Below are 21,301 nucleotides of genomic sequence, written 5' to 3' on the forward strand. Positions count from 1 at the left end.
GCTTTGTTGCATAAATAAAATTTGTAGAGCAAGAGTGGTGATAATCTGGTAAGATGTCCTGAATTAAAAAATAATCCAGATTATATGAGATCTCGGAAGAAAGCCCCTTTTAGTAAATCACGCAAGTATTCTAAATATAAAATAACGAATTGGTCAGAATATAATAATTTTTTACGCAATAGGGGTCGCATAGATTTTATCAGGAGTTTCGCACTTAGCAAATAATATGCTAATCTAGAGAAAAATAGTTTTAGATAAAAATGACAAGATCAAAATGTAGCAAAGATTTATATAAATCATTCTTACAAGCAAGTAGTGTAAGATATACTAGCAAAGCATTATCTGAAGTAAGTCCATTAGATCTATCGCACGATAGTGCAAGTCGATGGTTAAAGAGTAAGGATTTTCGCCCTAGCGAAATCTATAGCAAAGTGTCAAAATATATTGATCTGGAAGATCCTTGTTTATTAGTGGGAGATGACACCTTATTGTCAAAGCAATACAGTAAGAGGATCGAGCTTGTAAATTATCAATATTCTGGGGCTGTACATGATGTTATACCTGGTATAGGAATGGTAAACTTACTGCATTACAATACTCAAATTGATCAATCTACTCCTGTAGATTATAGAATATATGATAAAGAAACTGATGGTAAAACAAAGGACGAGCATTTTTGTGATATGCTTACTTTAGCTAAAGAAAGAGGTATCAAGCCTGATGCTATAGTTATGGATGCTTGGTATAGTGGTTTGGATAATTTAAAACATATACGTAGTCTATCCGCCAAAAACACTTCAAATCCTGATCATTTGTAATGGGATAGAGTTTTGACAACAAATTGCTAAGATTTTCAATAAAAATTAATAAGTTATGTTAATTTTTACTGATACATTTCTGTGTTGGTCTAATTTTGATATGGAGCTATTGTTAACGATTTTTTATCGTTCATCTAGTTTTTGCATGATGATATTTTTGATTTATGTGGAGTTAGACACGATTTGTAAATGATTTGCAATGCATCGTAAATTCAAACCAATAGCAGAGATTATTGGATTGATAATATCTCCTATCATACCTTTCAAGAAGTTTCTACCCATCCGACCATATTGCTTTAAGTGACCTATTATTGGTTCTATGGCACTGCGTCTCTTGATCATAGACTTGTCCTCTTGTAACAACTTCTTCCGCGTTTTTGGGGTATATACCTTACTCTTCTCCTTTACATTGCTACCACTATACCCAAGATCAACAAATGATTTCTTTATCTTGATTCCAGTGACACTCTCTACTGCTTCAAAGCTCTGATGCAATGTATGACCATCATAAGGATTATTATGAAACGATTTTGCGGATAAAACAAAATTTCTACGACCACTTACTACTACCGCTACTTTATTGCCAAACTCATATGGCTTGTTGCGTTTTCCCTTTCCTATACACTCTACTTCAGGGGCATGAAAACTATATAATACTTTGTTATCTTCTTTATATTGCTTTTTAGCTTCTCTTTTTAAAACAGATTGGTTATGTATTTGTTTTATTTTTTGCAATACTTCTTGATTTTTGAGAGACAAGTTTAATTGCTTATTTTTGATCTCACGCTCACATACTCTAATCAAACGACCCAGTAATATTTTTAAATGCTTCATTATTTTCCAACGCTTCTTGGCTTTACTATGTTCTTTATATTTCCATAGCTTTACTATATCGCGTTTATAGGTTCTAGCGTATGTTTCATTCAAATGTATACCCAAACTGTTGCAAAGCTTTACTATGCTAAGCCTAGCTTTATCCATTAAATAAACATCGTGTGGGTGTTTGATATTCTTAATTTGTACAGTCGTATCAGCGATGATTAATTCCAAATCTTTTTTTTTAATTGTGTTAGTTTTTATCCCAACCCTGATCAACTCCGATAATATCTCATTATATCCAGCTTCACCTAATACACTACGAAACCGTCGTATACTAGTTTCCGAGATAGCTATGTCTTTTTCTATATATTCCCACCCGCAGAAATACTGCCAATACATATTCTCTTTTAGCTCTTCCTCTGATAATGAATCTGAAAAATTATACATTGCTTGTAGCATCGTTATGCCAAGCATCACTCTATGACATTTTCTATTTCTACCAAATTTCTTAATACAAACATTTTTTGATAACCACTCTTCGAGCCTAGACCAATTTATTAATTCTCTTAATTTATATAGCTTATTATTTGGGTTTAATTCTTCTTTTAATTTATAACCAAACAGTTTCCCTTGTTCTTGCGATTTGATAATGTTGTCTATTGGCATTGACTGAAATCCATAAGGTTTATGACCATATTTTATCATTTTCTTACGGATTGTTGTATTACTTCTTGTCTTAAAACCATATTATCTATAAGGCTTGTAGAGTTTTGGCGGACGGACTACGTAATTTAGGTTGGATATGGGTTACCAACCTAAGAAAAAATAGAAAAGTTAATCGTAATGTTAGCTTGGAAACTTTAGAGATTCCCGATGAAGGGCTAAAAATTCACCTACGTGGATACGGTTGGGTTACGGTATTTAAGTTTGTGGCAAAAAATGGTCGCATTGATTACATAACAACTAATTTAGAGAATCCTACACGTGAGCAAATAGAGAAAATTGTTAAGGCGCGTTGGTCTATAGAAGTTTATCATCGAGAATTGAAACAAACTTGTGGTATTGAATGCTGTCAGGCACGCACGGGTCGAGCTCAAAGAAATCATATTTGCCTTGCTGTATTGGCCTGGCTTGATATGAACAAAAGGAGGATAAATGAAAACATTACTTTATATCAACAAACTTGGGAAGTTATAAAAACATCAATTCAGAACAACATTAAATGGCTTCTAACTAATACACAATTTTGCTAAGTGCGAAACTCCTGTTTATGATTGCCAGTGATTTGGCGATTGGCTGGTATGCTGATTACAGAGAGGAAATGAAACGAGGAAGACCTAGACGCTATAGTGATCACGCTATATTACAGTGTTTGAAGATCAGATGCTTATTCGGTCTTAAGTTACGCCAAACCCAAGGCTTTATAAACTGGCTCTTTGAAATATCGGGTTTATCTATTAGATGTCCAGACTATACAACATTAAGTAAGCGTATGAAGTCATTAGATCTTAGGTATTTACATGGAAATCAAGATAAAGAATTTAGTTGTATTTCAATGGATAGTACAGGGATACAAGCCTACACAGGGAACGAATGGCTAGAAAATAAGCATGGTAAGCAATATAAGCGTCGCATATGGAAAAAGCTACATATCGTTATAGAAGATCAAGGTATGATACTTGCCGATAGTACCACAGAGCATACTATAGATGATAGATCACAGATTGGACTACTAATAGCTAATGTCAGAGCCAAGGATTTTCTGGGAGATCGAGGGTATGACGGTGAATCTACATATCAATTGTTGAGAAAGAAGAAGATAAAACCAGTTATTAGACCCCCAAACTCTTCAGTAAAAGTTCAATCGCTTAGGGATAAAACTGAGAGAGATGCAGCTGTTATATATCAACAAAACAAAGGATACCAAGCATGGAGGGTAAAGAATAATTACGGTAGAAGGGAGCGTGTAGAGAACACGTTCTTTCGATTTAAAACTTCTTTTGGTAGTAAGTTTCTATCAAGACATGATCAAAATATGACAAAAGAAATGTCTATTAAATGCCACTTATTAAACAAAATGTTTGAAATTGGTAAACCTATCTCTGTGCCTGTTGGCTAGGCTAGCATTGCGGGGTTAGGGGCAGTATATTCAAAAGCTTATTTATGCAACAAAGCCATTCTGACTTAGTACTGTTTTTAAATCTACTCCGCCTTCTATCAGCAAATCTATTGCTTCATTTATTTTTTTATTCTTCTCTATTTGCATTTCTGTTACCTATATTTTTAATCTCTCAGGGTTTAATAGGAGAGCATTATATAAGATTTTCTATTATAAGTATATATCTAATAAAGAGTAGATAAGCGATTTATAAACTTAATAAATAATTATTGTAGTGTTTAATTAGCGTCATATAGTTTGGTTGTTTAGCAATAACAGGATATGGAGCTATATAAATATTATTATTAGAAGATGAGATGGCTGTTGTAAGGTTGTTCACTATAGAGGGTATATCGTAATTATAAGCTACTAAACGCACAGAAGTAATATTATACTTTAAAATAAAATCTGAGGCTTTCTTAATATAATCGTCTTCCGACATTATTTTATTTGGAGCAAGTATCACTTGCTGTTCTAGCACGTTATTTTCTTTTAGTAGATTTTTTAGCTGATCGGAAGTTTCAATGCCGGTAATAAATAATATAGGTGCATATCCAGCTTTTAGTAAAGCAATTCCGGTTTCAATTTTGTGTCCTCCACCAGCGAATACTATTATTGCATTAGCAGTATTACTACTTGGTTTATAAGAGTTTACCAGATATAAATAATAAACAAAACCGCTAGCCCAAATAGCGAATATTGTTAAAATTGTAAGGGCAATTTTTCGTATCATTTGAATATTTTAATAAATTCAGCTTCAAGAATTTTATCAAATTCAGTTATTTCAATATAAACTCCTAGTTGATTTAGAGATGTTACTAAAGAATTTTCAAGACCACAAGGAATAATTCCGTTGAACTTACTTAAGTCTGTTGAAATATTTATGGCTATGCCATGATATGTAACCCATTTCCGTACTCTGACTCCTATCGCAGCAATTTTCGATGGAATATCATCATTTGTTTTTACCCAAATACCTACTTTATCTTTTATAATATATGCCTTTATTCCCAAAATATCTAGACTATTTATAATCCATGCTTCAAGCATTCTTACATATAGCTTTAAGTCTTTGGTACGATTCGGTAAGGCTAAATTAAGGATAGGGTAAATAACACGCTGTCCAGCTCCGTGAAAGGTAAACTTACCGCCACGACCAGTATAAATAACAGGAATATTATTATGGTTTAATAATTCTTCCTGCTTATAATTAGTGCCGGCAGTATATACATCTAAATGCTCAACTAGATAGACTGCTTCCGGTGCTTCACCATCAATAACTTTGTTAACATAATCTTCCATTAACGTTAAGCTATCTTGATAGTCTATAGGTGTTGGTATAGTAATGAATTGCACCATATATTTAGTACTTTTAATAAAATCTGAAACAATTAAAATACTAATTCTTCATATTTTATTGTTACAACTTCATATGACTTAACGCCGCCAGGGGTCATAACTTCCACAATATCACCTACTGATTTGCCAATTAAGGCTTTCGCTATAGGAGATGCAATAGAAACTCTTTTCTTAGTGATATTAGCTTCATATTCACCAACTATATGATACATAACTTCTTCTTCAGTTTCGTCATCTATTAACACGACAGTAGCACCAAATTTTATGCTATCACCTGACAATTTAGCAACATTTATAATTTCTGCTCTTGCTGTTATATCTTCCAGATGTTTAATACGAGCTTCTACGAATGCTTGTTTTTCACGTGCAGCTTCATATTCAGCATTTTCGGATAAATCGCCATGTGCTCGTGCTTCTGCTATATCTTCGCTAACTTTTTTACGCTCTACATGTTTTAAATGCTTAAGCTCATGTTCTAATTTTTCAAAGCCTTGGTCAGTGATAGGAAATTTTGCCATCATATTGTTATTGTGTAAAATTGGTAATTTTAGTATGGTATTATATCATCTTTATTATCTTTCGTATACCTAAAAATAAATTATTAACCTCATGAACATTGAAGATTTTGATTTTGAAAAAAAGCGTAAAGCTTTTCATTTATCTGCTATAATACTACCTTTAATATATATATTCATCTCAAGAACCTCTATTACTATACTATTACTTATAGTAACTGCTGCGACTTTGTATTTAGATATATCACGTCATAGTAGCATTAAAATCAGTGAGTTTGTAACTAAGTTTTTTACAAAAATTATGAGAGTAGACGAAAGCAATGGCTCTTTTGCCTTAAGTGGTTCTAGCTTCATGATGCTTGGTTTTTTCTTAACAGCTCTTCTTTTTCCTAAAAATTTGGCAATTTGTTCCTGGTTGATTTTAATTGTTTCTGACTGTCTAGCAGCTCTTGTTGGTACAAAAATAGGCAATAGTTTAAATAATGGTAAGTCATTTGCAGGCTCTACAGCATTCTTGCTATCCGCAATTTTTATAAGTATATTAGTGTATTTTTACTTAGGATTTAATACTAGTTTTATTATTATTATTATAAGTTCTATAGCAACTACAGCAATTGAATTTTATTCAAAGGATTTGAAAGTTAATGATAATTTATCAATTCCGCTTACTTATTGTTTTTCTACAGCTATCCTTTCTTATATTATTTAAAACATGAAGCTTGCACCAGAATTTTATGAAGTTTTAAGAAATCGTATTAACATATCTGATGTAGTGCGTCAAAAGGTAGTTTTAACTAGAAAATCCGGTAATTATGTAGGTTTATGTCCTTTCCATCAAGAGAAAACCCCATCTTTTACAGTTAGTGATAGTAAAAGATTTTTTTATTGTTTTGGCTGTAAGGCAGCAGGGGACGTTATAAAATTTACCTCCAATGTTAGCGGTTTATCTTATAGTGATTCTGCTATAAAATTAGCTACCGATTATGGTATAGAAATACCAAAATTAACCCAGAAGCAAAAAGAATTTTATGAAGAATCAGACGAGATTTTAAATATTCTTGAACTTGCCAATAAGTTTTTTAAATCACAATTAACACCTGAAATATTAAACTATCTAAATGAAAGAAATATTACTAATGAGACAATAAAGGAATTTTCAATCGGTTTTGCACCTAGAGGTAACAAATTTGAGAAATTTTTTCATGATAAAAATATAACAAATGTGCAACTTGGAAAAGCAGGTCTTATAGGAAAAAGAGAAGATGGCGAAATATATAGCTTATTTTCAAATCGTATAACTATTCCTATCAGAAATATTTACAATAAAATAGTAGGTTTTGGGGGTAGAGTAATTGGGCAAGGTCTACCTAAATATTTGAATTCGCCGGAAACTGTAGTATTCCAAAAAAGCGAAACTCTTTATGGTGAGCATAAAGCCATAAGCAGTAGCTATAAAAAAAATTACTCGATTTTAGTAGAAGGTTATTTTGATGTTATTTCCCTGCATCAAGCAGGATTTAGTGAAGCAGTAGCAAGCCTTGGCACTAGTGTTACTGAAAATCATTTGCACAAATTATGGCGAGCAGGAGATGAAATTATACTATGTCTTGATGGGGATAGTGCTGGAATAAAGGCAAGTGTTAGGACAATTAATTTAGCTTTGCCGCTTATTAATAGTGAAAAGAAAATTTCTTTTATTAGGCTACCTAGCGGGCTAGACCCTGATGATGCAGTAAATAAAAATGGTGTGGATTTTTTTACAAAGCTTATAGATACAAGGATAAGCTTATCGGAAATGATTTGGCAAATAGCATATGCTGGTAAAAATTTTAAAACAGCAGAAGATAAGGCTAATTTAGAAAAGAATTTAAAAGATTATTGCAGTAAAATATCTGATAGTAATTTAAGAGCCAGCTATTATAGGTTTTTTAAAGATCAAATATGGCAAAATTTAGTTACAAAACAGCAAAGGACTGTAGCTAAAAATGTAAACTTGCTGCCTCTTAGTAGCGGTTATTCAGAACTTGAAATATTAGAGCATGCTTTTTGTGCTTTATTGATAAAATTCCCGCAAATATTACAGGAATTCGAAATTAAAGAATTTATATTAAATTTAAATTTCAGTAATAAACTACTTGAAGAATTCCGTAATTGGTACTTAAGTGAGATTATTGATAATGCTGTAGAGGCAGGTGAAATTGCCGCAATTGTGGAAAAAACTAGCTTTTTTGATATTTTTTTATTATTATCAAAAGCAGACAACTTATTCTTAGATATAGCATTTAATAAAGATAATGTGCGCTTAGATTTATTATGGCAATGGTTATACAAAAGATATTATCTATTAAATTTACAGCAAGAATATGCACATATTACAAAAGAATATGTTATAACTAACATTGATGATTATGAGAAAGTTTTGTTTTATAAAAAAGAAATCTTAAAGATTGCAAGTGAATTACAAGACTTAAATGAATCTTTTATTAATCATATTATTGATAATAGCAAATAACAAACTGTAGAAATCGTGATTTATTGCGGTTTCACAATAAAATATTATTATAACTTAATCAGCTTAATTCCATAGGTATTTAATGACAAATACAGATAATAATAATCTAAATAAAATAGATAGTTTACTAAAAAAAGCTAAATCTAAAAAAGGTTCGGTTACTTATAATGATATAAATAAAGCTCTTCCTGATGGGACATCTGTGGAAGAGATAGATAAAGTTATGTTTAGATTTTCCGAGGCGGAAGTAGATATTTTAGATGCTAACGAGGATGACGCAATTAAGATTGATGACATGGAAATGGAAGAAGGTTTTAAAATATCCACCAATATTGATCATGAACCTAAAGATGAAACAGAGGAAGAAAATATAGGTACTACTGATGATCCGGTAAGGCTTTACCTGAAAGATATGGGAGGGGTTGATCTACTTACTCGTGAAAACGAAGTTGAAATAGCAAAAAGAATTGAAGAAGGTCGCAAAACATTGATCGCTGCATTATGTAGAAGTCCTATTGCTATGGATAAGTTTAGAAAGTGGTATGCGGATTTAGTTAATGAGAATAATATGTTACTGCGTGATCTCATAGATCTAGAATCTAATATGATGCATGATGATGAGACTTCGGAAAGTGAAGACGATCATAATAGTGATCATGAAGAAGAGCGGGATCATGACCACGACCATGAAGAAAATATCTTATCGATGTCTAAAGTAGAAACGCAGATATTGCCTAATATTATAGAGCGAATGAAAAAGATCGCTTGTATTTGTGAAGAATTATTAATTGAAACTAAAAAATCGTTTGAAAAGTCTGCTGATCCAAAAATATTACAAAATAGTAAAAAATATAATGATAATTTAGAACTGTTAATTAGCGAAGTTTCAGAAATACATTTTAATTCTAAAAGAACAGAAGAAATTCTGTCTGAAATGTATGGGATAAATCGTGATTTAATAAATAAAGAAACAGCCTTCTTAAAGCTTGCTGAAAAATACGGAATAACTCGTCAGAACTTCTTAGATGAATATATAGGAGCCGTAATTAATGCAGCATGGAAAGAAAAAATGCTGAAAAATAAGAAAGCTGATTGGAAAGAATTACTCACTAAAGAATCGGATTATATAGATCAGATGATTGCTGAATTATCAACTATAGAGGTTAATACCGGTCTTCTAGTTAATGATTTTAAAAAGTTAGTAAATACTATCCAAAAAAGTGAGCGACAAACGTTGCAAGCGAAAAAAGATATGATAGAGGCGAATTTACGCTTAGTAATATCTATTGCTAAAAAATATGCTAATAGAGGCTTACAATTCTTAGACTTAATTCAAGAAGGTAACATAGGACTTATGAAAGCGGTTGATAAATTTGAATATCGCCGTGGTTATAAATTTTCTACTTATGCAACTTGGTGGATTAGACAAGCAATAACAAGAGCGATTGCCGATCAAGCAAGAACTATACGTATTCCTGTGCATATGATCGAAACAATTAATAAGATAATCAGAACTTCAAGACAAATGCTTAATGAGCTTGGGTATGAACCAACTCCAGCAGAAATAGCAGCAAGACTTTCTATGCCGATTGATAAGGTAAGAAAAGTTATGAAAATAGCTAAAGAGCCGATTAGCCTTGAAAATCCGGTAGGGGATGGTGATGATAATAGTTATTTAGGTGATTTTATCGAAGATAAAAATGCAGTAGCACCGATTGATGCGGCAATTCAGTCAAATTTACGTGAAGTTACAACTAGAGTGCTTGCCACCCTTACGCCTCGTGAAGAAAGGGTGCTTAGAATGCGTTTTGGAATAGGTATGAATACCGACCATACGCTTGAAGAAGTAGGGCAGCAATTTAAAGTAACTAGAGAACGTATAAGACAAATTGAGTCAAAAGCCTTAAGAAAGTTACAACATCCTATCAGATCCAAAAAGCTTAATAGCTTTAGAAGCGGTGGAAAACGTGGCGATGGTAACCCTTCTGATTTGTTAGAAGCTTAAATCTAAACTTTTATCTAGTTGCTATTGCATAGCTTGGAAAATGCCCTGTATGTCATTCCCGCTTTCGTGGGGAGGCATTGCCTGCGTAGATCATTTTCTCGTCATTGCGAGGAAAAACTGTAAGTTTTGACGAACTGAAGTTTTGACAAAAAATTTTTATTAAAAAAAGTGGCGAGTGTATCAATCTATAATTTGTATTATATATCAAATAATTTACTTTAAATTGTAGAAATATCGCTTTTAAGCTGATAAAAGCACTAAATATTTAACTTTAAATATAAATTTTTACTTTAGTCAGAAAAATTAGAATTTTTGTCAAAACTTCAGGACGAAGCAATCTCGTCATTATTTCCTGAGATTGCCACGTCGCTTCGCTCCTCGCAATGACGACTCTCGATCCACGCGGGCAACGCCGCCGCGGGATGACAGAGGGGAAATTGATCCACGCAGGCAATATAGCTTAATGCGATAAGGTAGTGACTTATAGTATGAGTTGGATTATACTAAATGAAAAACTTATGGCAAAGGCATATTCATACGATTTAAGAATACGAGTAATAAAAAGTTTAACAGATGGTAAAACAATAAAAGAGACTGCAGAGATATACTCTATTAGTAGGAAGACTATAATAGAGTGGAAAAAATTAAAGAAACAAACTGGCGATGTCAAAGCAAAAAGTGGTTATCATACAGGACATCGTAGAATAATAAGAGACATAGAGGGATTTAAAAAATTTATAGAACTTAATTTTGATAAAACCACCATGGAGCTAGCTAAGAACTGGAGTCAAAAAGTATCTGCAAGTACTATATCAAGATTGCTTAATAAATTAGGTTATAGTTATAAAAAAAACTTTTCTTCATCCCAAAAGGGATATTGGTCTAAGGAATGAGTTTATATTGAAACTAAAAACTATAGATCAACAAGATTTAGTATTTATAGATGAGTTTGGGATAGAAGATAATAGCTGTAGAGAACACGGGTGGAGCATTATCGGTCAAAGATGTTATGGTGAAAAGGTCTATCAACATCAATCACGTATTAGTATGATTGCTGGGCTGTGTGTCAAAGATATGATTGCCCCGATAATATTTGATGGAACATGTAATAAGAACATTTTTGAAACTTATGTACAAGAGATATTGATCAAGGAATTAAAGCCTAGTCAGATAGTCGTAATGGATAATATTAATTTTCATAAAAGTACAAAAGTGAAAACGTTAATTGAATCTGTTGGTTGCAGTATTTTATTTTTACCAACTTATTCTCCTGATTTAAATCCTATTGAGCATTACTGGTTTAAAATCAAGAATGAAATTAGGAAAGTTGCAGGAGATTTTGAAACATTCTATGATGCTGTTTACTATGTTCTTAAAAAAGTCACTACCTTATCGCATTAAGCTATACTTCGTGGGAATGACATAGAAGCCATGCAACGAGTAGATCTCACCACGGCATGATCATTGTAAAACTATGTATCGATATAAAATTAGCGTTGAATATCTAGGCACGAATCTTGCGGGTTGGCAAAGACAATCGGGAGTAATGTCGGTACAGCAGATATTAGAAGAAGCGATCTATAAATTTTCTGGTGAGCAAGTAACATTATTCGGATCAGGTAGAACTGATGCTGGCGTTCATGCAATAGGTCACATAGCACATTTTGATCTCTCAAAATATTTTGAACCTTATAAAATTATCAGAGCGATTAATTATTTTACAAGACCATATATAGTAGGAGTGTGTAATTGTGAATTAGTAGACAATAATTTCCATGCTCGCTTTTCCGCAATAGCACGTCATTATGTATATAGAATTCTTAATAGACCCTACCCATCAGTAATTGATTATGATCGTGTTTGGTGGATTAGTGTGCCGTTAGATGTTTCAGCTATGCAAAAAAGTAGCTTATATCTTTTAGGTAAACATAACTTTACTTCATTTAGAGCTAGCTCTTGTCAATCAAAATCTCCCATCAAAACCTTAACAAAGCTTGATATTATAAAGGACAATGAGGAAATAAAATTATATTTTTCTGCCCCATCCTTTTTACATCACATGGTGCGTAATATAGTCGGTAGCCTAGTATTAGTCGGTAAAAATATTTGGCAAGCTGAACAAATGCAGCAAGTTTTAGAGGCAACAGATAGAAAAGCTGCCGGTCCTACCGCCCCTGCTTGCGGTCTTTATTTCATAAAAGCAGATTATTAAATAGTTATTAATCTCTCAGGGTTTAATTCCCCGAAGCTCTGCTTCGTGATATACTACTTGAATGGAAGAAAGCAGTTATATACATAAGAGTCATAATCAGGAGTTTCGCACTTAGCAAAAAGTATGTTAATCTAGAGAAAAATAGTTTTAGATAAAAATGACAAGAACAAAATGTAGCAAGGACTTATATAAATCATTTTTACAAGCAAGTAGTGTCAGATATACTAGCAAGGCATTATCTGAAGTGAGTCCAGTAGATCTATCTCACGATAGTGCAAGTCGATGGTTAAAGAGTAAGGATTTTCGTCCTAGCGAAATCTATAAGGAAGTGTCAAAATATATAGATTGGGAAGCACCGTGTTTATTAGTGGGGGATGACACCTTATTATCAAAGCAATACAGTCAGAAGATTGAGCTTGTACGTTATCAATATTCTGGAGCTGTACATGATGTTATACCTGGTATAGGAATGGTAAACTTACTACATTACAATACTAAAATTGCTCAATCTACTCCCGTAGATTATAGAATATATGATAAAGACACTGATGGTAAAACAAAGAATGAGCATTTTTGTGATATGCTTACTTTAGCTAAAGCAAGAGGTCTCAATCCTGATGCCATAGTCATGGATGCTTGGTATAGCGGGTTGGAGAATTTAAAACATATACGTAATTTAGGCTGGCTATGGGTTACCACCCTAAGGAAAAATAGAAAAGTTAATCATAATGTTAGCTTGGAAAGTTTAGAGATACCCGATGAGGGGCTAAAAATTCACCTACGTGGATACGGTTGGGTTACGGTATTTAAGTTTGTGGCAAAGAATGGTCGCATTGATTACATAACAACGAACTTGGAAAATCCCACACGTGAGCAAATAGAGAAAATTGTTAAGGCACGTTGGTCTATAGAGGTTTATCATCGAGAATTAAAACAAACTTGTGGTATTGAACGCTGTCAGGCACGCACGGGCCGAGCTCAAAGAAATCATATTTGCCTTGCAGTATTTGCCTGGCTTGATATGAATAAAAGGAGGATAAATGAAAACATTACTTTATATCAACAAACTTGGGAAGTTATAAAAACATCAATTCAAAACAATATCAGATGGCTTTTAACTGATTCGCAACTTTGCTAAGTGCGAAACTCCTGATAATGTCACAGTACTAATATATCATTTAGTAACGCCGGCAAAGTATAGAAGAGTAATATTCAATCAAGAACGAGATGATTATTTGTGTAAAATTTGTGAGCACATAGAAGATCGTTATGAAATTAGGTTTTTAGAAATAGGAGTAGATAAAGATCACGTACATTTTTTATTACAGTCAATACCAATGTATAGCCCAACAAAAATAACTCAAATCATAAAAAGTATTACTTACTAAGAAAATGTTTGAGAAATATCCAAATCTTAAAGAAAAATATAATGGACTAATGGTATGGACCTCCTGATATAGAGAATGAAAAGCAGTTGCTAATCTTCTAGGGTTAATATTTAACATAATGATGCTCCTCGCAGCAGAGCTACGAGGTATCTAAAAAAGTTTTAGTTGTTTCTTATGATATCACGAAGCAGAGCTTCGGGGAATTAAACCCTGAGAGATTAAAACAACAATTAAGGAGGTCCATATGGAGGTTACTACAATTGGTATAGATATTGCAAAAAGAATTTTTCAAATTCATGGTGTAGATAAAAATGGCAAGACAGTATTAAAGAAAAAATTGATGAGAGATCAGGTTTTGACATTTATGGCTAATTTACCACAATGTTTAGTAGGGATGGAAGCTTGTGGTGGTTCTAGTTATTGGGCAAGAGAAATAACTAAATTAGGGCATGAAGTAAAACTAATGGCACCGCAATTTGTCAAACCATATGTTAAAACTAATAAAAATGATCAAGCAGATGCTGAAGCGATATGTGAAGCCGTGACAAGACCTAATATAGCTAACGCGGAAAGGTTTTTACCATAGTTTTTGTATTTACTCACATATTCACCAGATCTCAATCCTATTAAACATTGCTGGACTAACTTTAAAAACTGTTTACGTAAAATTATTGATCAATGCCTAAGTTTTTCCTAATCTGTGGTAGAAACATTTCCGTGTTAGCTATATGAGATTTGTTGCAATTAAAACTATAGAGCAACAAGAAATTTTATCAATACATAGGGTAAGAGAGAGATTGGTAAAAAATCGTACAGCACTTGCTAATGAAATTAGGGGGCTACTACATGAGTTTGGTTTTATTGTTCCTCAAGGCATTAATAAGGTTATCACAAAATTAATTGAGATTTTAGATGCAGGGAAATTAAGCCAGTTAAGTTATCAAACATTTAGTGAACTAAAAGAAGAATTCTTAGATAATAACAGAAAAATAAAAGAGATAGAAAAACGATTAACAATGATAGCAAGTAACCTAACTCAATATCAACGATTAAGAGCTATACCTGGTCTTGGTTTAATTACTGCTACTGCTTTAATAGCATCAATAGGTAATGCTACAAGTTTTGAGAATGGCAGGCAATTATCGGCATGGCTAGGATTAGTGCCAAGACAACATTCAAGTGGTGGGAAGGATAAGCTGCTGGGAATTAGCAAGCGAGGTGATGTATACTTACGCACTTTATTAATTCAAGGGGCTAGAGCTGTACTAAATGCCAAGATAAGATTTACATCGGAAGAACAGAAATCTAAAAAAGATTTTAGCCAATTTACGAAATGGATGTTTAATTTATCTGAGCGAAGTAGCCATAATAAAACGACAGTTGCCATAGCTAATAAGTTGGCAAGAGTGGTGTTTGCTGTACTAAGATCAGGAGATGATTATGTAGAGAGTAAAGTTTGTAGCTAAAGAGTGTGTAGCATAGCACTTATAAGTAAAATAAATGGTGATTTATATAATGAATAGGTAAAAGCAAAACAATATGTAAGAGATTCCAACCCGAAATATGCTTGAGATAATTAATATTGATGGTAAATAAGACAAACCTTAGCTTACAAAAAAACTGCGTTTTTCAGTGGCTCTTTTAGAAGCCGATGGACTGATAAGTATATAGTTTGTAAGCCAGCGAATTCCATCAGGGCTGTAGAATAAATTAGGTTGATTTATCAGCTATAAGCCGGATACATGACTGCATTTGTTTGTTTTTATTATTGATGTTATTTTTTTCTTGCATTCTACAGGAGGTCCATACATGAAAAAATTGGACAAAAAAATGAAGGAGTGTGTTTCCGCAATAAGTTAGAATAAATAGCAATAAACTTAAGAGGAAAGATGAAGAAAAATAAAGTAAAAATTTTCAGTGCTTCAGAAAAAACGGGGATAGTATTAGAATTAATAAAAGAGGAGTCGACACTTGGTCAGTTAGCTTCAAAATATGCAATAAGTGTTAAAACAATTCAAAATTGGAAAAAACAGTTTTTAGGTAATGCGGCATGGCTTTGTTGCATAAATAAAATTTGTAGAGCAAGAGTGGTGATAATCTGGTAAGATGTCCTGAATTAAAAAATAATCCAGATTATATGAGATCTCGGAAGAAAGCCCCTTTTAGTAAATCACGCAAGTATTCTAAATATAAAATAACGAATTGGTCAGAATATAATAATTTTTTACGCAATAGGGGTCGCATAGATTTTATGATTGCCAGTGATTTGGCGATTGGCTGGTATGCTGATTACAGAGAGGAAATGAAACGAGGAAGACCTAGACGCTATAGTGATCACGCTATATTACAGTGTTTGAAGATCAGATGCTTATTCGGTCTTAAGTTACGCCAAACCCAAGGCTTTATAAACTGGCTCTTTGAAATATCGGGTTTATCTATTAGATGTCCAGACTATACAACATTAAGTAAGCGTATGAAGTCATTAGATCTTAGGTATTTACATGGAAATCAAGATAAAGAATTTAGTTGTATTTCAATGGATAGTACAGGGATACAAGCCTACACAGGGCACGAATGGCTAGAAAATAAGCATGGTAAGCAATATAAGCGTCGCATATGGAAAAAGCTACATATCGTTATAGAAGATCAAGGTATGATACTTGCCGATAGTACCACAGAGCATACTATAGATGATAGATCACAGATTGGACTACTAATAGCTAATGTCAGAGCCAAGGATTTTCTGGGAGATCGAGGGTATGACGGTGAATCTACATATCAATTGTTGAGAAAGAAGAAGATAAAACCAGTTATTAGACCCCCAAACTCTTCAGTAAAAGTTCAATCGCTTAGGGATAAAACTGAGAGAGATGCAGCTGTTATATATCAACAAAACAAAGGATACCAAGCATGGAGGGTAAAGAATAATTATTGTAGAAGGGAGCGTGTAGAGAACACGTTCTTTCGATTTAAAACTTCTTTTGGTAGTAAGTTTCTATCAAGACATGATCAAAATATGACAAAAGAAATGTCTATTAAATGCCACTTATTAAACAAAATGTTTGAAATTGGTAAACCTATCTCTGTGCCTGTTGGCTAGGCTAGCATTGCGGGGTTAGGGGCAGTATATTCAAAAGCTTATTTATGCAACAAAGCCGCTCCGCTCGGCTTTGTTGCATAAATAAAATTTGTAGAGCAAGAGTGGTGATAATCTGGTAAGATGTCCTGAACTAAACAACCCTCAGCTATAAGCTGAGGGGTTATAAAGTGGAATCGATTAGAAATCGATCATCATTCACAGGTTCACCTTCCTGTTCATCAATATAGTGCTGTATCATTTCATCAGTTATATTACCTGAACTGACTGCCATATAGCCCCTAGCCCACAAATGATTGCCCCAAAATTGTTTTCGTAAATGAGTAAATTCTTGCAATAAAATTCTTGAGCTAATGCCTTTTAAATACTGTACTAACTTGCTAAGAGATATTTGCGGCTTATATGAGATAAACATATGTACGTGATCACATGATATTTTCCCTGAAATTATATGTACTTCATGTTCCATGCAAATCTGCCTCAGTAAATCTCTAGTCCTTTCCGATACTTTGCCTATCAATATTCTCTTCCTATATTTTGGTATCCATATAAGATGCACTTTTAAATCATACTGACTATGACTATTCTTTCTATAACTTCTCATATTTCTTGATATAAATTCATTGCTAAAGCAATTTCATTATATCTTCCCTTCGCCTAAAGGCGAGGGATTTTTGATCCCCGAAGGGGGACATTAAAAAATAATCCAGATTATATGAGATCTCGGAAGAAAGCCCCTTTTAGTAAATCACGCAAGTATTCTAAATATAAAATAACGAATTGGTCAGAATATAATAATTTTTTACGCAATAGGGGTCGCATAGATTTTATGATTGCCAGTGATTTGGCGATTATGCTGATTACAGAGAGGAAATGAAACGAGGAAGACCTAGACGCTATAGTGATCACGCTATATTACAGTGTTTGAAGATCAGATGCTTATTCGGTCTTAAGTTACGCCAAACCCAAGGCTTGGAAAGTTCTATAATTAATTAAGCCAGATATAATCAATTTTTAATCTCTCAGGGTTTAATTCCCCGAAGCTCTGCTTCGTGATATCATAAGAAACAACTAAAACTTTTTTAGATACCTCGTAGCTCTGCTGCGAGGAGCATCATTTAAATATAGATATATCATGGCTCATTTAACGATAGATGAAAGATTTAAAATATACGAAATGAATAAGAGTGGTTATAGCTCGCGATATATAGGGACAAAGATTGGCCGTGATAAAAGCACTATATGTTATGAACTCAAGAGAATGAGGCATAATTATAGACCAGATAGGGCTAACACACTTGCTTGCAGTTTAAGGCAAGGTAAGAGAAAAAGAAAATTAGATATTGATAATAATTTACGAGCAGAAATAATAAAGCAGTTAACACAGGGTATTTCACCAGATATAATTTCAGGTAGACGTAAACTATCACGAGATACTGTCAATATTTCTACAGAGAGTATATACCAGTTTATTTATACATCTCCTATAGCACAAAGGCAAAAATTATATTTATCTTTAGCAAGAAAAAGGAAAAATAGGTTGCATCATGGTACAAGAATCAGAAACAAAAGAATTACAATACCAAATCGAGTTTCCATTACTGAAAGACCAGAGATAAATAGAAAGATAGCAGCAATAGGTCATTTAGAAGGTGATTTAACTTTTAACAAAGGTAATCAAAGTCGTAATATAGGCGCTCTTGTGGATATCAGAACACAAAAAGTGTTTCTCACTTTAAACCGTTCAAAAAGAACACAAGATGTGATTGGTAACATGAATAAAAAACTTAAACAATTGTCGCATATAATCAAAAGCATAACGTTAGATAATGGCAAAGAATTTACCAATCATGAACAACTATTGCCAAAATCTGAACGAAAAGTATATTTTTGCAATCCTTATTCTCCATGGCAAAAACCATTGATAGAGAAGATTAACTCAATGGTGCACAGAGTATACTCTAAATCTTTAGATATAAAAAAATTAACAATAAAGCAATTACAAGAAATTGAGGATTTTTTAAATAATTTACCAAGAAAAGTGCTCGGTTATAAAACACCCAATGAGGTATGGCTTTGTTGCATAAATAAGCTTTTGAATATACTGCCCCTAACCCCGCAATGCTAGCCTAGCCAACAGGCACAGAGATAGGTTTACCAATTTCAAACATTTTGTTTAATAAGTGGCATTTAATAGACATTTCTTTTGTCATATTTTGATCATGTCTTGATAGAAACTTACTACCAAAAGAAGTTTTAAATCGAAAGAACGTGTTCTCTACACGCTCCCTTCTACCATAATTATTCTTTACCCTCCATGCTTGGTATCCTTTGTTTTGTTGATATATAACAGCTGCATCTCTCTCAGTTTTATCCCTAAGCGATTGAACTTTTACTGAAGAGTTTGGGGGTCTAATAACTGGTTTTATCTTCTTCTTTCTCAACAATTGATATGTAGATTCACCGTCATACCCTCGATCTCCCAGAAAATCCTTGGCTCTGACATTAGCTATTAGTAGTCCAATCTGTGATCTATCATCTATAGTATGCTCTGTGGTACTATCGGCAAGTATCATACCTTGATCTTCTATAACGATATGTAGCTTTTTCCATATGCGACGCTTATATTGCTTACCATGCTTATTTTCTAGCCATTCGTTCCCTGTGTAGGCTTGTATCCCTGTACTATCCATTGAAATACAACTAAATTCTTTATCTTGATTTCCATGTAAATACCTAAGATCTAATGACTTCATACGCTTACTTAATGTTGTATAGTCTGGACATCTAATAGATAAACCCGATATTTCAAAGAGCCAGTTTATAAAGCCTTGGGTTTGGCGTAACTTAAGACCGAATAAGCATCTGATCTTCAAACACTGTAATATAGCGTGATCACTATAGCGTCTAGGTCTTCCTCGTTTCATTTCCTCTCTGTAATCAGCATACCAGCCAATCGCCAAATCACTGGCAATCATAAAATCTATGCGACCCCTATTGCGTAAAAAATTATTATATTCTGACCAATTCGTTATTTTATATTTAGAATACTTGCGTGATTTACTAAAAGGGGCTTTCTTCCGAGATCTCATATAATCTGGATTATTTTTAATTCAGGACATCTTACCAGATTATCACCACTCTTGCTCTACAAATCTTATTTATGCAACAAAGCCGGACGGACTAGCTAAATCTTGGTATAATAATTGGGATAATTTGATAATTTTCTTGCAATATCCAAAGGAGATTCGTAAGATTATTTACACTACAAATGCGATAGAATCGCTGAATAGCCAATTGAGAAAAGTTACTAAGAATAAACGCATCTTTCCAAATGATGACGCAGTATTTAAGGTTTTATATCTGACAATTGATTATATTACCAAAAAATGGTCTATGCCTATCCCCAATTGGAATGAAGCTATGGCTCATTTTATGATCAAATTTGATGGTATAGCTAACACGGAAATGTTTCTACCACAGATTAGGAAAAACTTAGGCATTGATCAATAATTTTACGTAAACAGTTTTTAAAGTTAGTCCAGTAATGTTTAATAGGATTTAGATCTGGTGAATATGTGAGTAAATACAAAAACTATGGTAAAAACCTTTCCGCGTTAGCTATAGAATTTAATGGTTCACGAAATTTACACAATTGATGAGACAGAGCCTTCTTGGTGCATATTCTAGCTTGTGTTACTTCTTATGCTATCACTAAATCTCGTATAAAACTTGATGCTTTAGCTCCAGAACAACTTCTCTTATCCTAAATTGGCGTTACTAAGAATAAACGCATCTTTCCAAATGATGACGCAGTATTTAAGGTTTTATATCTGACAATTGATTATATTACCAAAAAATGGTCTATGCCTATCCCCAATTGGAATGAAGCTATGGCTCATTTTATGATCAAATTTGATGGTATAGCTAACACGGAAATGTTTCTACCACAGATTAGGAAAAACTTAGGCATTGATCAATAATTTTACGTAAACAGTTTTTAAAGTTAGTCCAGTAATGTTTAATAGGATTTAGATCTGGTGAATATGTGAGTAAATACAAAAACTATGGTAAAAACCTTTCCGCGTTAGCTATAGAATTTAATGGTTCACGAAATTTACACAATTGATGAGACAGAGCCTTCTTGGTGCATATTCTAGCTTGTGTTACTTCTTATGCTATCACTAAATCTCGTATAAAACTTGATGCTTTAGCTCCAGAACAACTTCTCTTATCCTAAATTGGCGTTACTAAGAATAAACGCATCTTTCCAAATGATGACGCAGTATTTAAGGTTTTATATCTGACAATTGATTATATTACCAAAAAATGGTCTATGCCTATCCCCAATTGGAATGAAGCTATGGCTCATTTTATGATCAAATTTGATGGTAGAATTTAATGGTTTACGAAATTTA

At 33.1% G+C, this 21,301-nt stretch carries 19 protein-coding genes and 8 pseudogenes; 21 read left to right on the plus strand and 6 right to left on the minus strand.

The window, feature by feature from the left end; translation table 11 throughout:
* Positions 1-84: 84 nt before the first annotated feature.
* Both AAHI98_RS07510 and AAHI98_RS07515 read left to right on the plus strand, forming a co-directional pair.
* Positions 85-225 (plus strand): hypothetical protein, encoded by a 141-nt coding sequence (locus AAHI98_RS07510; protein ID WP_342225538.1) that lies wholly within the window; start codon positions 85-87, stop codon positions 223-225.
* A 35-nt stretch (positions 226-260) separates the two neighbouring features.
* A pseudogene (locus AAHI98_RS07515) lies at positions 261-782 on the plus strand (transposase); the annotation flags it as partial.
* 198 nt (positions 783-980) lie between these two features.
* Here the strand turns inward: AAHI98_RS07515 and AAHI98_RS07520 are convergent.
* On the minus strand, positions 981-2,342 hold the full coding sequence (locus tag AAHI98_RS07520; RefSeq protein WP_342224717.1) for an IS5 family transposase: 1,362 nt from the start codon (positions 2,340-2,342) through the stop codon (positions 981-983).
* A 77-nt stretch (positions 2,343-2,419) separates the two neighbouring features.
* Between AAHI98_RS07520 and AAHI98_RS07525 the strand changes: the two are divergent.
* Both AAHI98_RS07525 and AAHI98_RS07530 read left to right on the plus strand, forming a co-directional pair.
* Positions 2,420-2,890: pseudogene (locus tag AAHI98_RS07525) on the plus strand (transposase); the annotation flags it as partial.
* Positions 2,884-3,756 (plus strand): IS5 family transposase, encoded by an 873-nt coding sequence (locus AAHI98_RS07530; RefSeq protein ID WP_342225541.1) that lies wholly within the window; start codon positions 2,884-2,886, stop codon positions 3,754-3,756. The pseudogene AAHI98_RS07525 and the gene AAHI98_RS07530, both read left to right, overlap by 7 nt.
* Before the next feature lie 247 nt (positions 3,757-4,003).
* Here AAHI98_RS07530 and AAHI98_RS07535 read toward each other — a convergent pair whose 3' ends face one another.
* The 3 genes from AAHI98_RS07535 to greA are packed head-to-tail and all read right to left on the minus strand — an operon-like array spanning position 4,004 to position 5,675.
* On the minus strand, positions 4,004-4,528 hold the full coding sequence (locus AAHI98_RS07535; RefSeq protein WP_342225542.1) for a YdcF family protein: 525 nt from the start codon (positions 4,526-4,528) through the stop codon (positions 4,004-4,006).
* A complete protein-coding gene (lipB, locus tag AAHI98_RS07540) occupies positions 4,525-5,172 on the minus strand; it encodes a lipoyl(octanoyl) transferase LipB (RefSeq protein WP_342226123.1) in 648 nt (215 codons plus the stop codon). Before lipB ends, AAHI98_RS07535 begins: the two co-directional genes overlap by 4 nt.
* A gap of 14 nt (positions 5,173-5,186) precedes the next feature.
* Positions 5,187-5,675, minus strand: coding sequence for a transcription elongation factor GreA (gene greA / locus AAHI98_RS07545; RefSeq protein WP_342225543.1), 489 nt, complete (start codon positions 5,673-5,675; stop codon positions 5,187-5,189).
* An 88-nt stretch (positions 5,676-5,763) separates the two neighbouring features.
* Between greA and AAHI98_RS07550 the strand changes: the two genes are divergently transcribed.
* The 11 genes and pseudogenes from AAHI98_RS07550 (at position 5,764) to AAHI98_RS07600 (ending at position 16,886) form a co-directional block, all read left to right on the plus strand.
* The gene (locus AAHI98_RS07550; RefSeq protein WP_342225544.1) at positions 5,764-6,378 is read left to right on the plus strand and encodes a diacylglycerol/polyprenol kinase family protein; all 615 of its coding nucleotides are present in this window, start codon (positions 5,764-5,766) and stop codon (positions 6,376-6,378) included.
* A 3-nt stretch (positions 6,379-6,381) separates the two neighbouring features.
* Positions 6,382-8,181, plus strand: coding sequence for a DNA primase (gene dnaG, locus AAHI98_RS07555; RefSeq protein ID WP_342225545.1), 1,800 nt, complete (start codon positions 6,382-6,384; stop codon positions 8,179-8,181).
* A gap of 82 nt (positions 8,182-8,263) precedes the next feature.
* Complete coding sequence (gene rpoD / locus AAHI98_RS07560) at positions 8,264-10,186, plus strand: RNA polymerase sigma factor RpoD (protein WP_342225546.1); 1,923 nt, start codon at positions 8,264-8,266, stop codon at positions 10,184-10,186.
* Positions 10,187-10,704: 518 nt separating this feature from the next.
* Positions 10,705-11,587 (plus strand): IS630 family transposase gene (locus tag AAHI98_RS07565; RefSeq protein WP_342226124.1). Its coding sequence is split into 2 segments (ribosomal slippage): positions 10,705-11,031 and positions 11,033-11,587, totalling 882 coding nucleotides; the frame shifts between segments, so codons are not numbered across the junction.
* A 73-nt stretch (positions 11,588-11,660) separates the two neighbouring features.
* On the plus strand, positions 11,661-12,398 hold the full coding sequence (truA, locus tag AAHI98_RS07570) for a tRNA pseudouridine(38-40) synthase TruA (RefSeq protein WP_342225547.1): 738 nt from the start codon (positions 11,661-11,663) through the stop codon (positions 12,396-12,398).
* 157 nt (positions 12,399-12,555) lie between these two features.
* Entirely contained in the window at positions 12,556-13,536 is a 981-nt protein-coding gene (locus AAHI98_RS07575) for an IS701 family transposase (protein WP_342225548.1), read from the plus strand.
* Positions 13,520-13,780 (plus strand): annotated as a pseudogene (tnpA, locus tag AAHI98_RS07580) (IS200/IS605 family transposase); the annotation flags it as partial. The gene AAHI98_RS07575 and the pseudogene tnpA (AAHI98_RS07580), both read left to right, overlap by 17 nt.
* Before the next feature lie 250 nt (positions 13,781-14,030).
* Positions 14,031-14,369: pseudogene (locus AAHI98_RS07585) on the plus strand (IS110 family transposase); the annotation flags it as partial.
* A gap of 148 nt (positions 14,370-14,517) precedes the next feature.
* Positions 14,518-15,252 (plus strand): annotated as a pseudogene (locus tag AAHI98_RS07590) (IS110 family RNA-guided transposase); the annotation flags it as partial.
* 423 nt (positions 15,253-15,675) lie between these two features.
* Positions 15,676-15,891 (plus strand): helix-turn-helix domain-containing protein, encoded by a 216-nt coding sequence (locus AAHI98_RS07595; RefSeq protein WP_342224723.1) that lies wholly within the window; start codon positions 15,676-15,678, stop codon positions 15,889-15,891.
* 32 nt (positions 15,892-15,923) lie between these two features.
* Entirely contained in the window at positions 15,924-16,886 is a 963-nt protein-coding gene (locus AAHI98_RS07600) for an IS5 family transposase (protein ID WP_342225550.1), read from the plus strand.
* Between the two features lie 160 nt (positions 16,887-17,046).
* Here AAHI98_RS07600 and tnpA (AAHI98_RS07605) read toward each other — a convergent pair whose 3' ends face one another.
* On the minus strand, positions 17,047-17,487 hold the full coding sequence (tnpA, locus tag AAHI98_RS07605; protein WP_095568239.1) for an IS200/IS605 family transposase: 441 nt from the start codon (positions 17,485-17,487) through the stop codon (positions 17,047-17,049).
* Positions 17,488-17,598: 111 nt separating this feature from the next.
* On the opposite strand from tnpA (AAHI98_RS07605), the gene AAHI98_RS07610 reads away from it, so the two are divergent.
* The 3 genes from AAHI98_RS07610 to AAHI98_RS07620 all read left to right on the plus strand — a co-directional run bounded on the left by AAHI98_RS07610 (position 17,599) and on the right by AAHI98_RS07620 (position 19,011).
* Positions 17,599-17,760 (plus strand): hypothetical protein, encoded by a 162-nt coding sequence (locus AAHI98_RS07610; protein ID WP_342225407.1) that lies wholly within the window; start codon positions 17,599-17,601, stop codon positions 17,758-17,760.
* A complete protein-coding gene (locus tag AAHI98_RS07615; protein ID WP_342225408.1) occupies positions 17,757-17,879 on the plus strand; it encodes a transposase in 123 nt (40 codons plus the stop codon). Before AAHI98_RS07610 ends, AAHI98_RS07615 begins: the two co-directional genes overlap by 4 nt.
* A 139-nt stretch (positions 17,880-18,018) precedes the next feature.
* Positions 18,019-19,011 carry an IS30 family transposase gene (locus AAHI98_RS07620; protein ID WP_342225409.1) on the plus strand — a complete coding sequence of 331 codons (993 nt, stop codon included), beginning with the start codon at positions 18,019-18,021 and terminating at the stop codon, positions 19,009-19,011.
* Position 19,012: 1 nt separating this feature from the next.
* On the opposite strand, the gene AAHI98_RS07625 is transcribed toward AAHI98_RS07620, so the two are convergent.
* Positions 19,013-19,975 (minus strand): IS5 family transposase, encoded by a 963-nt coding sequence (locus AAHI98_RS07625; protein WP_342224734.1) that lies wholly within the window; start codon positions 19,973-19,975, stop codon positions 19,013-19,015.
* Between the two features lie 91 nt (positions 19,976-20,066).
* Between AAHI98_RS07625 and AAHI98_RS07630 the strand changes: the two are divergent.
* From AAHI98_RS07630 to AAHI98_RS18605, 3 pseudogenes are all read left to right on the plus strand, one after another.
* A pseudogene (locus AAHI98_RS07630) lies at positions 20,067-20,396 on the plus strand (transposase); the annotation flags it as partial.
* 263 nt (positions 20,397-20,659) lie between these two features.
* Positions 20,660-20,866: pseudogene (locus AAHI98_RS18600) on the plus strand (hypothetical protein); the annotation flags it as partial.
* A gap of 263 nt (positions 20,867-21,129) precedes the next feature.
* Positions 21,130-21,285, plus strand: a pseudogene (locus tag AAHI98_RS18605) (IS256 family transposase); the annotation flags it as partial.
* Positions 21,286-21,301: the final 16 nt, after the last annotated feature.

This window comes from Rickettsia endosymbiont of Urophora cardui, from assembly GCF_964030725.1.
GTDB lineage: Bacteria > Pseudomonadota > Alphaproteobacteria > Rickettsiales > Rickettsiaceae > Rickettsia.

What these genes read in the sequence shown, in the direction of transcription:
- AAHI98_RS07510 (WP_342225538.1), top strand. Translation starts at nt 85, where the DNA reads ATGAGATCTCGGAAGAAAGCCCCTTTTAGTAAATCACGCAAGTATTCT.
- AAHI98_RS07610 (WP_342225407.1), top strand. Translation starts at nt 17,599, where the DNA reads ATGAGATCTCGGAAGAAAGCCCCTTTTAGTAAATCACGCAAGTATTCT.
- rpoD (WP_342225546.1), top strand. Translation starts at nt 8,264, where the DNA reads ATGACAAATACAGATAATAATAATCTAAATAAAATAGATAGTTTACTA.
- AAHI98_RS07535 (WP_342225542.1), bottom strand. Translation starts at nt 4,528, where the DNA reads ATGATACGAAAAATTGCCCTTACAATTTTAACAATATTCGCTATTTGG.
- AAHI98_RS07615 (WP_342225408.1), top strand. Translation starts at nt 17,757, where the DNA reads ATGAAACGAGGAAGACCTAGACGCTATAGTGATCACGCTATATTACAG.
- AAHI98_RS07620 (WP_342225409.1), top strand. Translation starts at nt 18,019, where the DNA reads ATGGCTCATTTAACGATAGATGAAAGATTTAAAATATACGAAATGAAT.
- dnaG (WP_342225545.1), top strand. Translation starts at nt 6,382, where the DNA reads ATGAAGCTTGCACCAGAATTTTATGAAGTTTTAAGAAATCGTATTAAC.
- AAHI98_RS07550 (WP_342225544.1), top strand. Translation starts at nt 5,764, where the DNA reads ATGAACATTGAAGATTTTGATTTTGAAAAAAAGCGTAAAGCTTTTCAT.
- AAHI98_RS07595 (WP_342224723.1), top strand. Translation starts at nt 15,676, where the DNA reads ATGAAGAAAAATAAAGTAAAAATTTTCAGTGCTTCAGAAAAAACGGGG.
- AAHI98_RS07520 (WP_342224717.1), bottom strand. Translation starts at nt 2,342, where the DNA reads ATGATAAAATATGGTCATAAACCTTATGGATTTCAGTCAATGCCAATA.
- truA (WP_342225547.1), top strand. Translation starts at nt 11,661, where the DNA reads ATGTATCGATATAAAATTAGCGTTGAATATCTAGGCACGAATCTTGCG.
- AAHI98_RS07600 (WP_342225550.1), top strand. Translation starts at nt 15,924, where the DNA reads ATGAGATCTCGGAAGAAAGCCCCTTTTAGTAAATCACGCAAGTATTCT.
- AAHI98_RS07625 (WP_342224734.1), bottom strand. Translation starts at nt 19,975, where the DNA reads ATGAGATCTCGGAAGAAAGCCCCTTTTAGTAAATCACGCAAGTATTCT.
- AAHI98_RS07575 (WP_342225548.1), top strand. Translation starts at nt 12,556, where the DNA reads ATGACAAGAACAAAATGTAGCAAGGACTTATATAAATCATTTTTACAA.
- tnpA (WP_095568239.1), bottom strand. Translation starts at nt 17,487, where the DNA reads ATGAGAAGTTATAGAAAGAATAGTCATAGTCAGTATGATTTAAAAGTG.
- greA (WP_342225543.1), bottom strand. Translation starts at nt 5,675, where the DNA reads ATGATGGCAAAATTTCCTATCACTGACCAAGGCTTTGAAAAATTAGAA.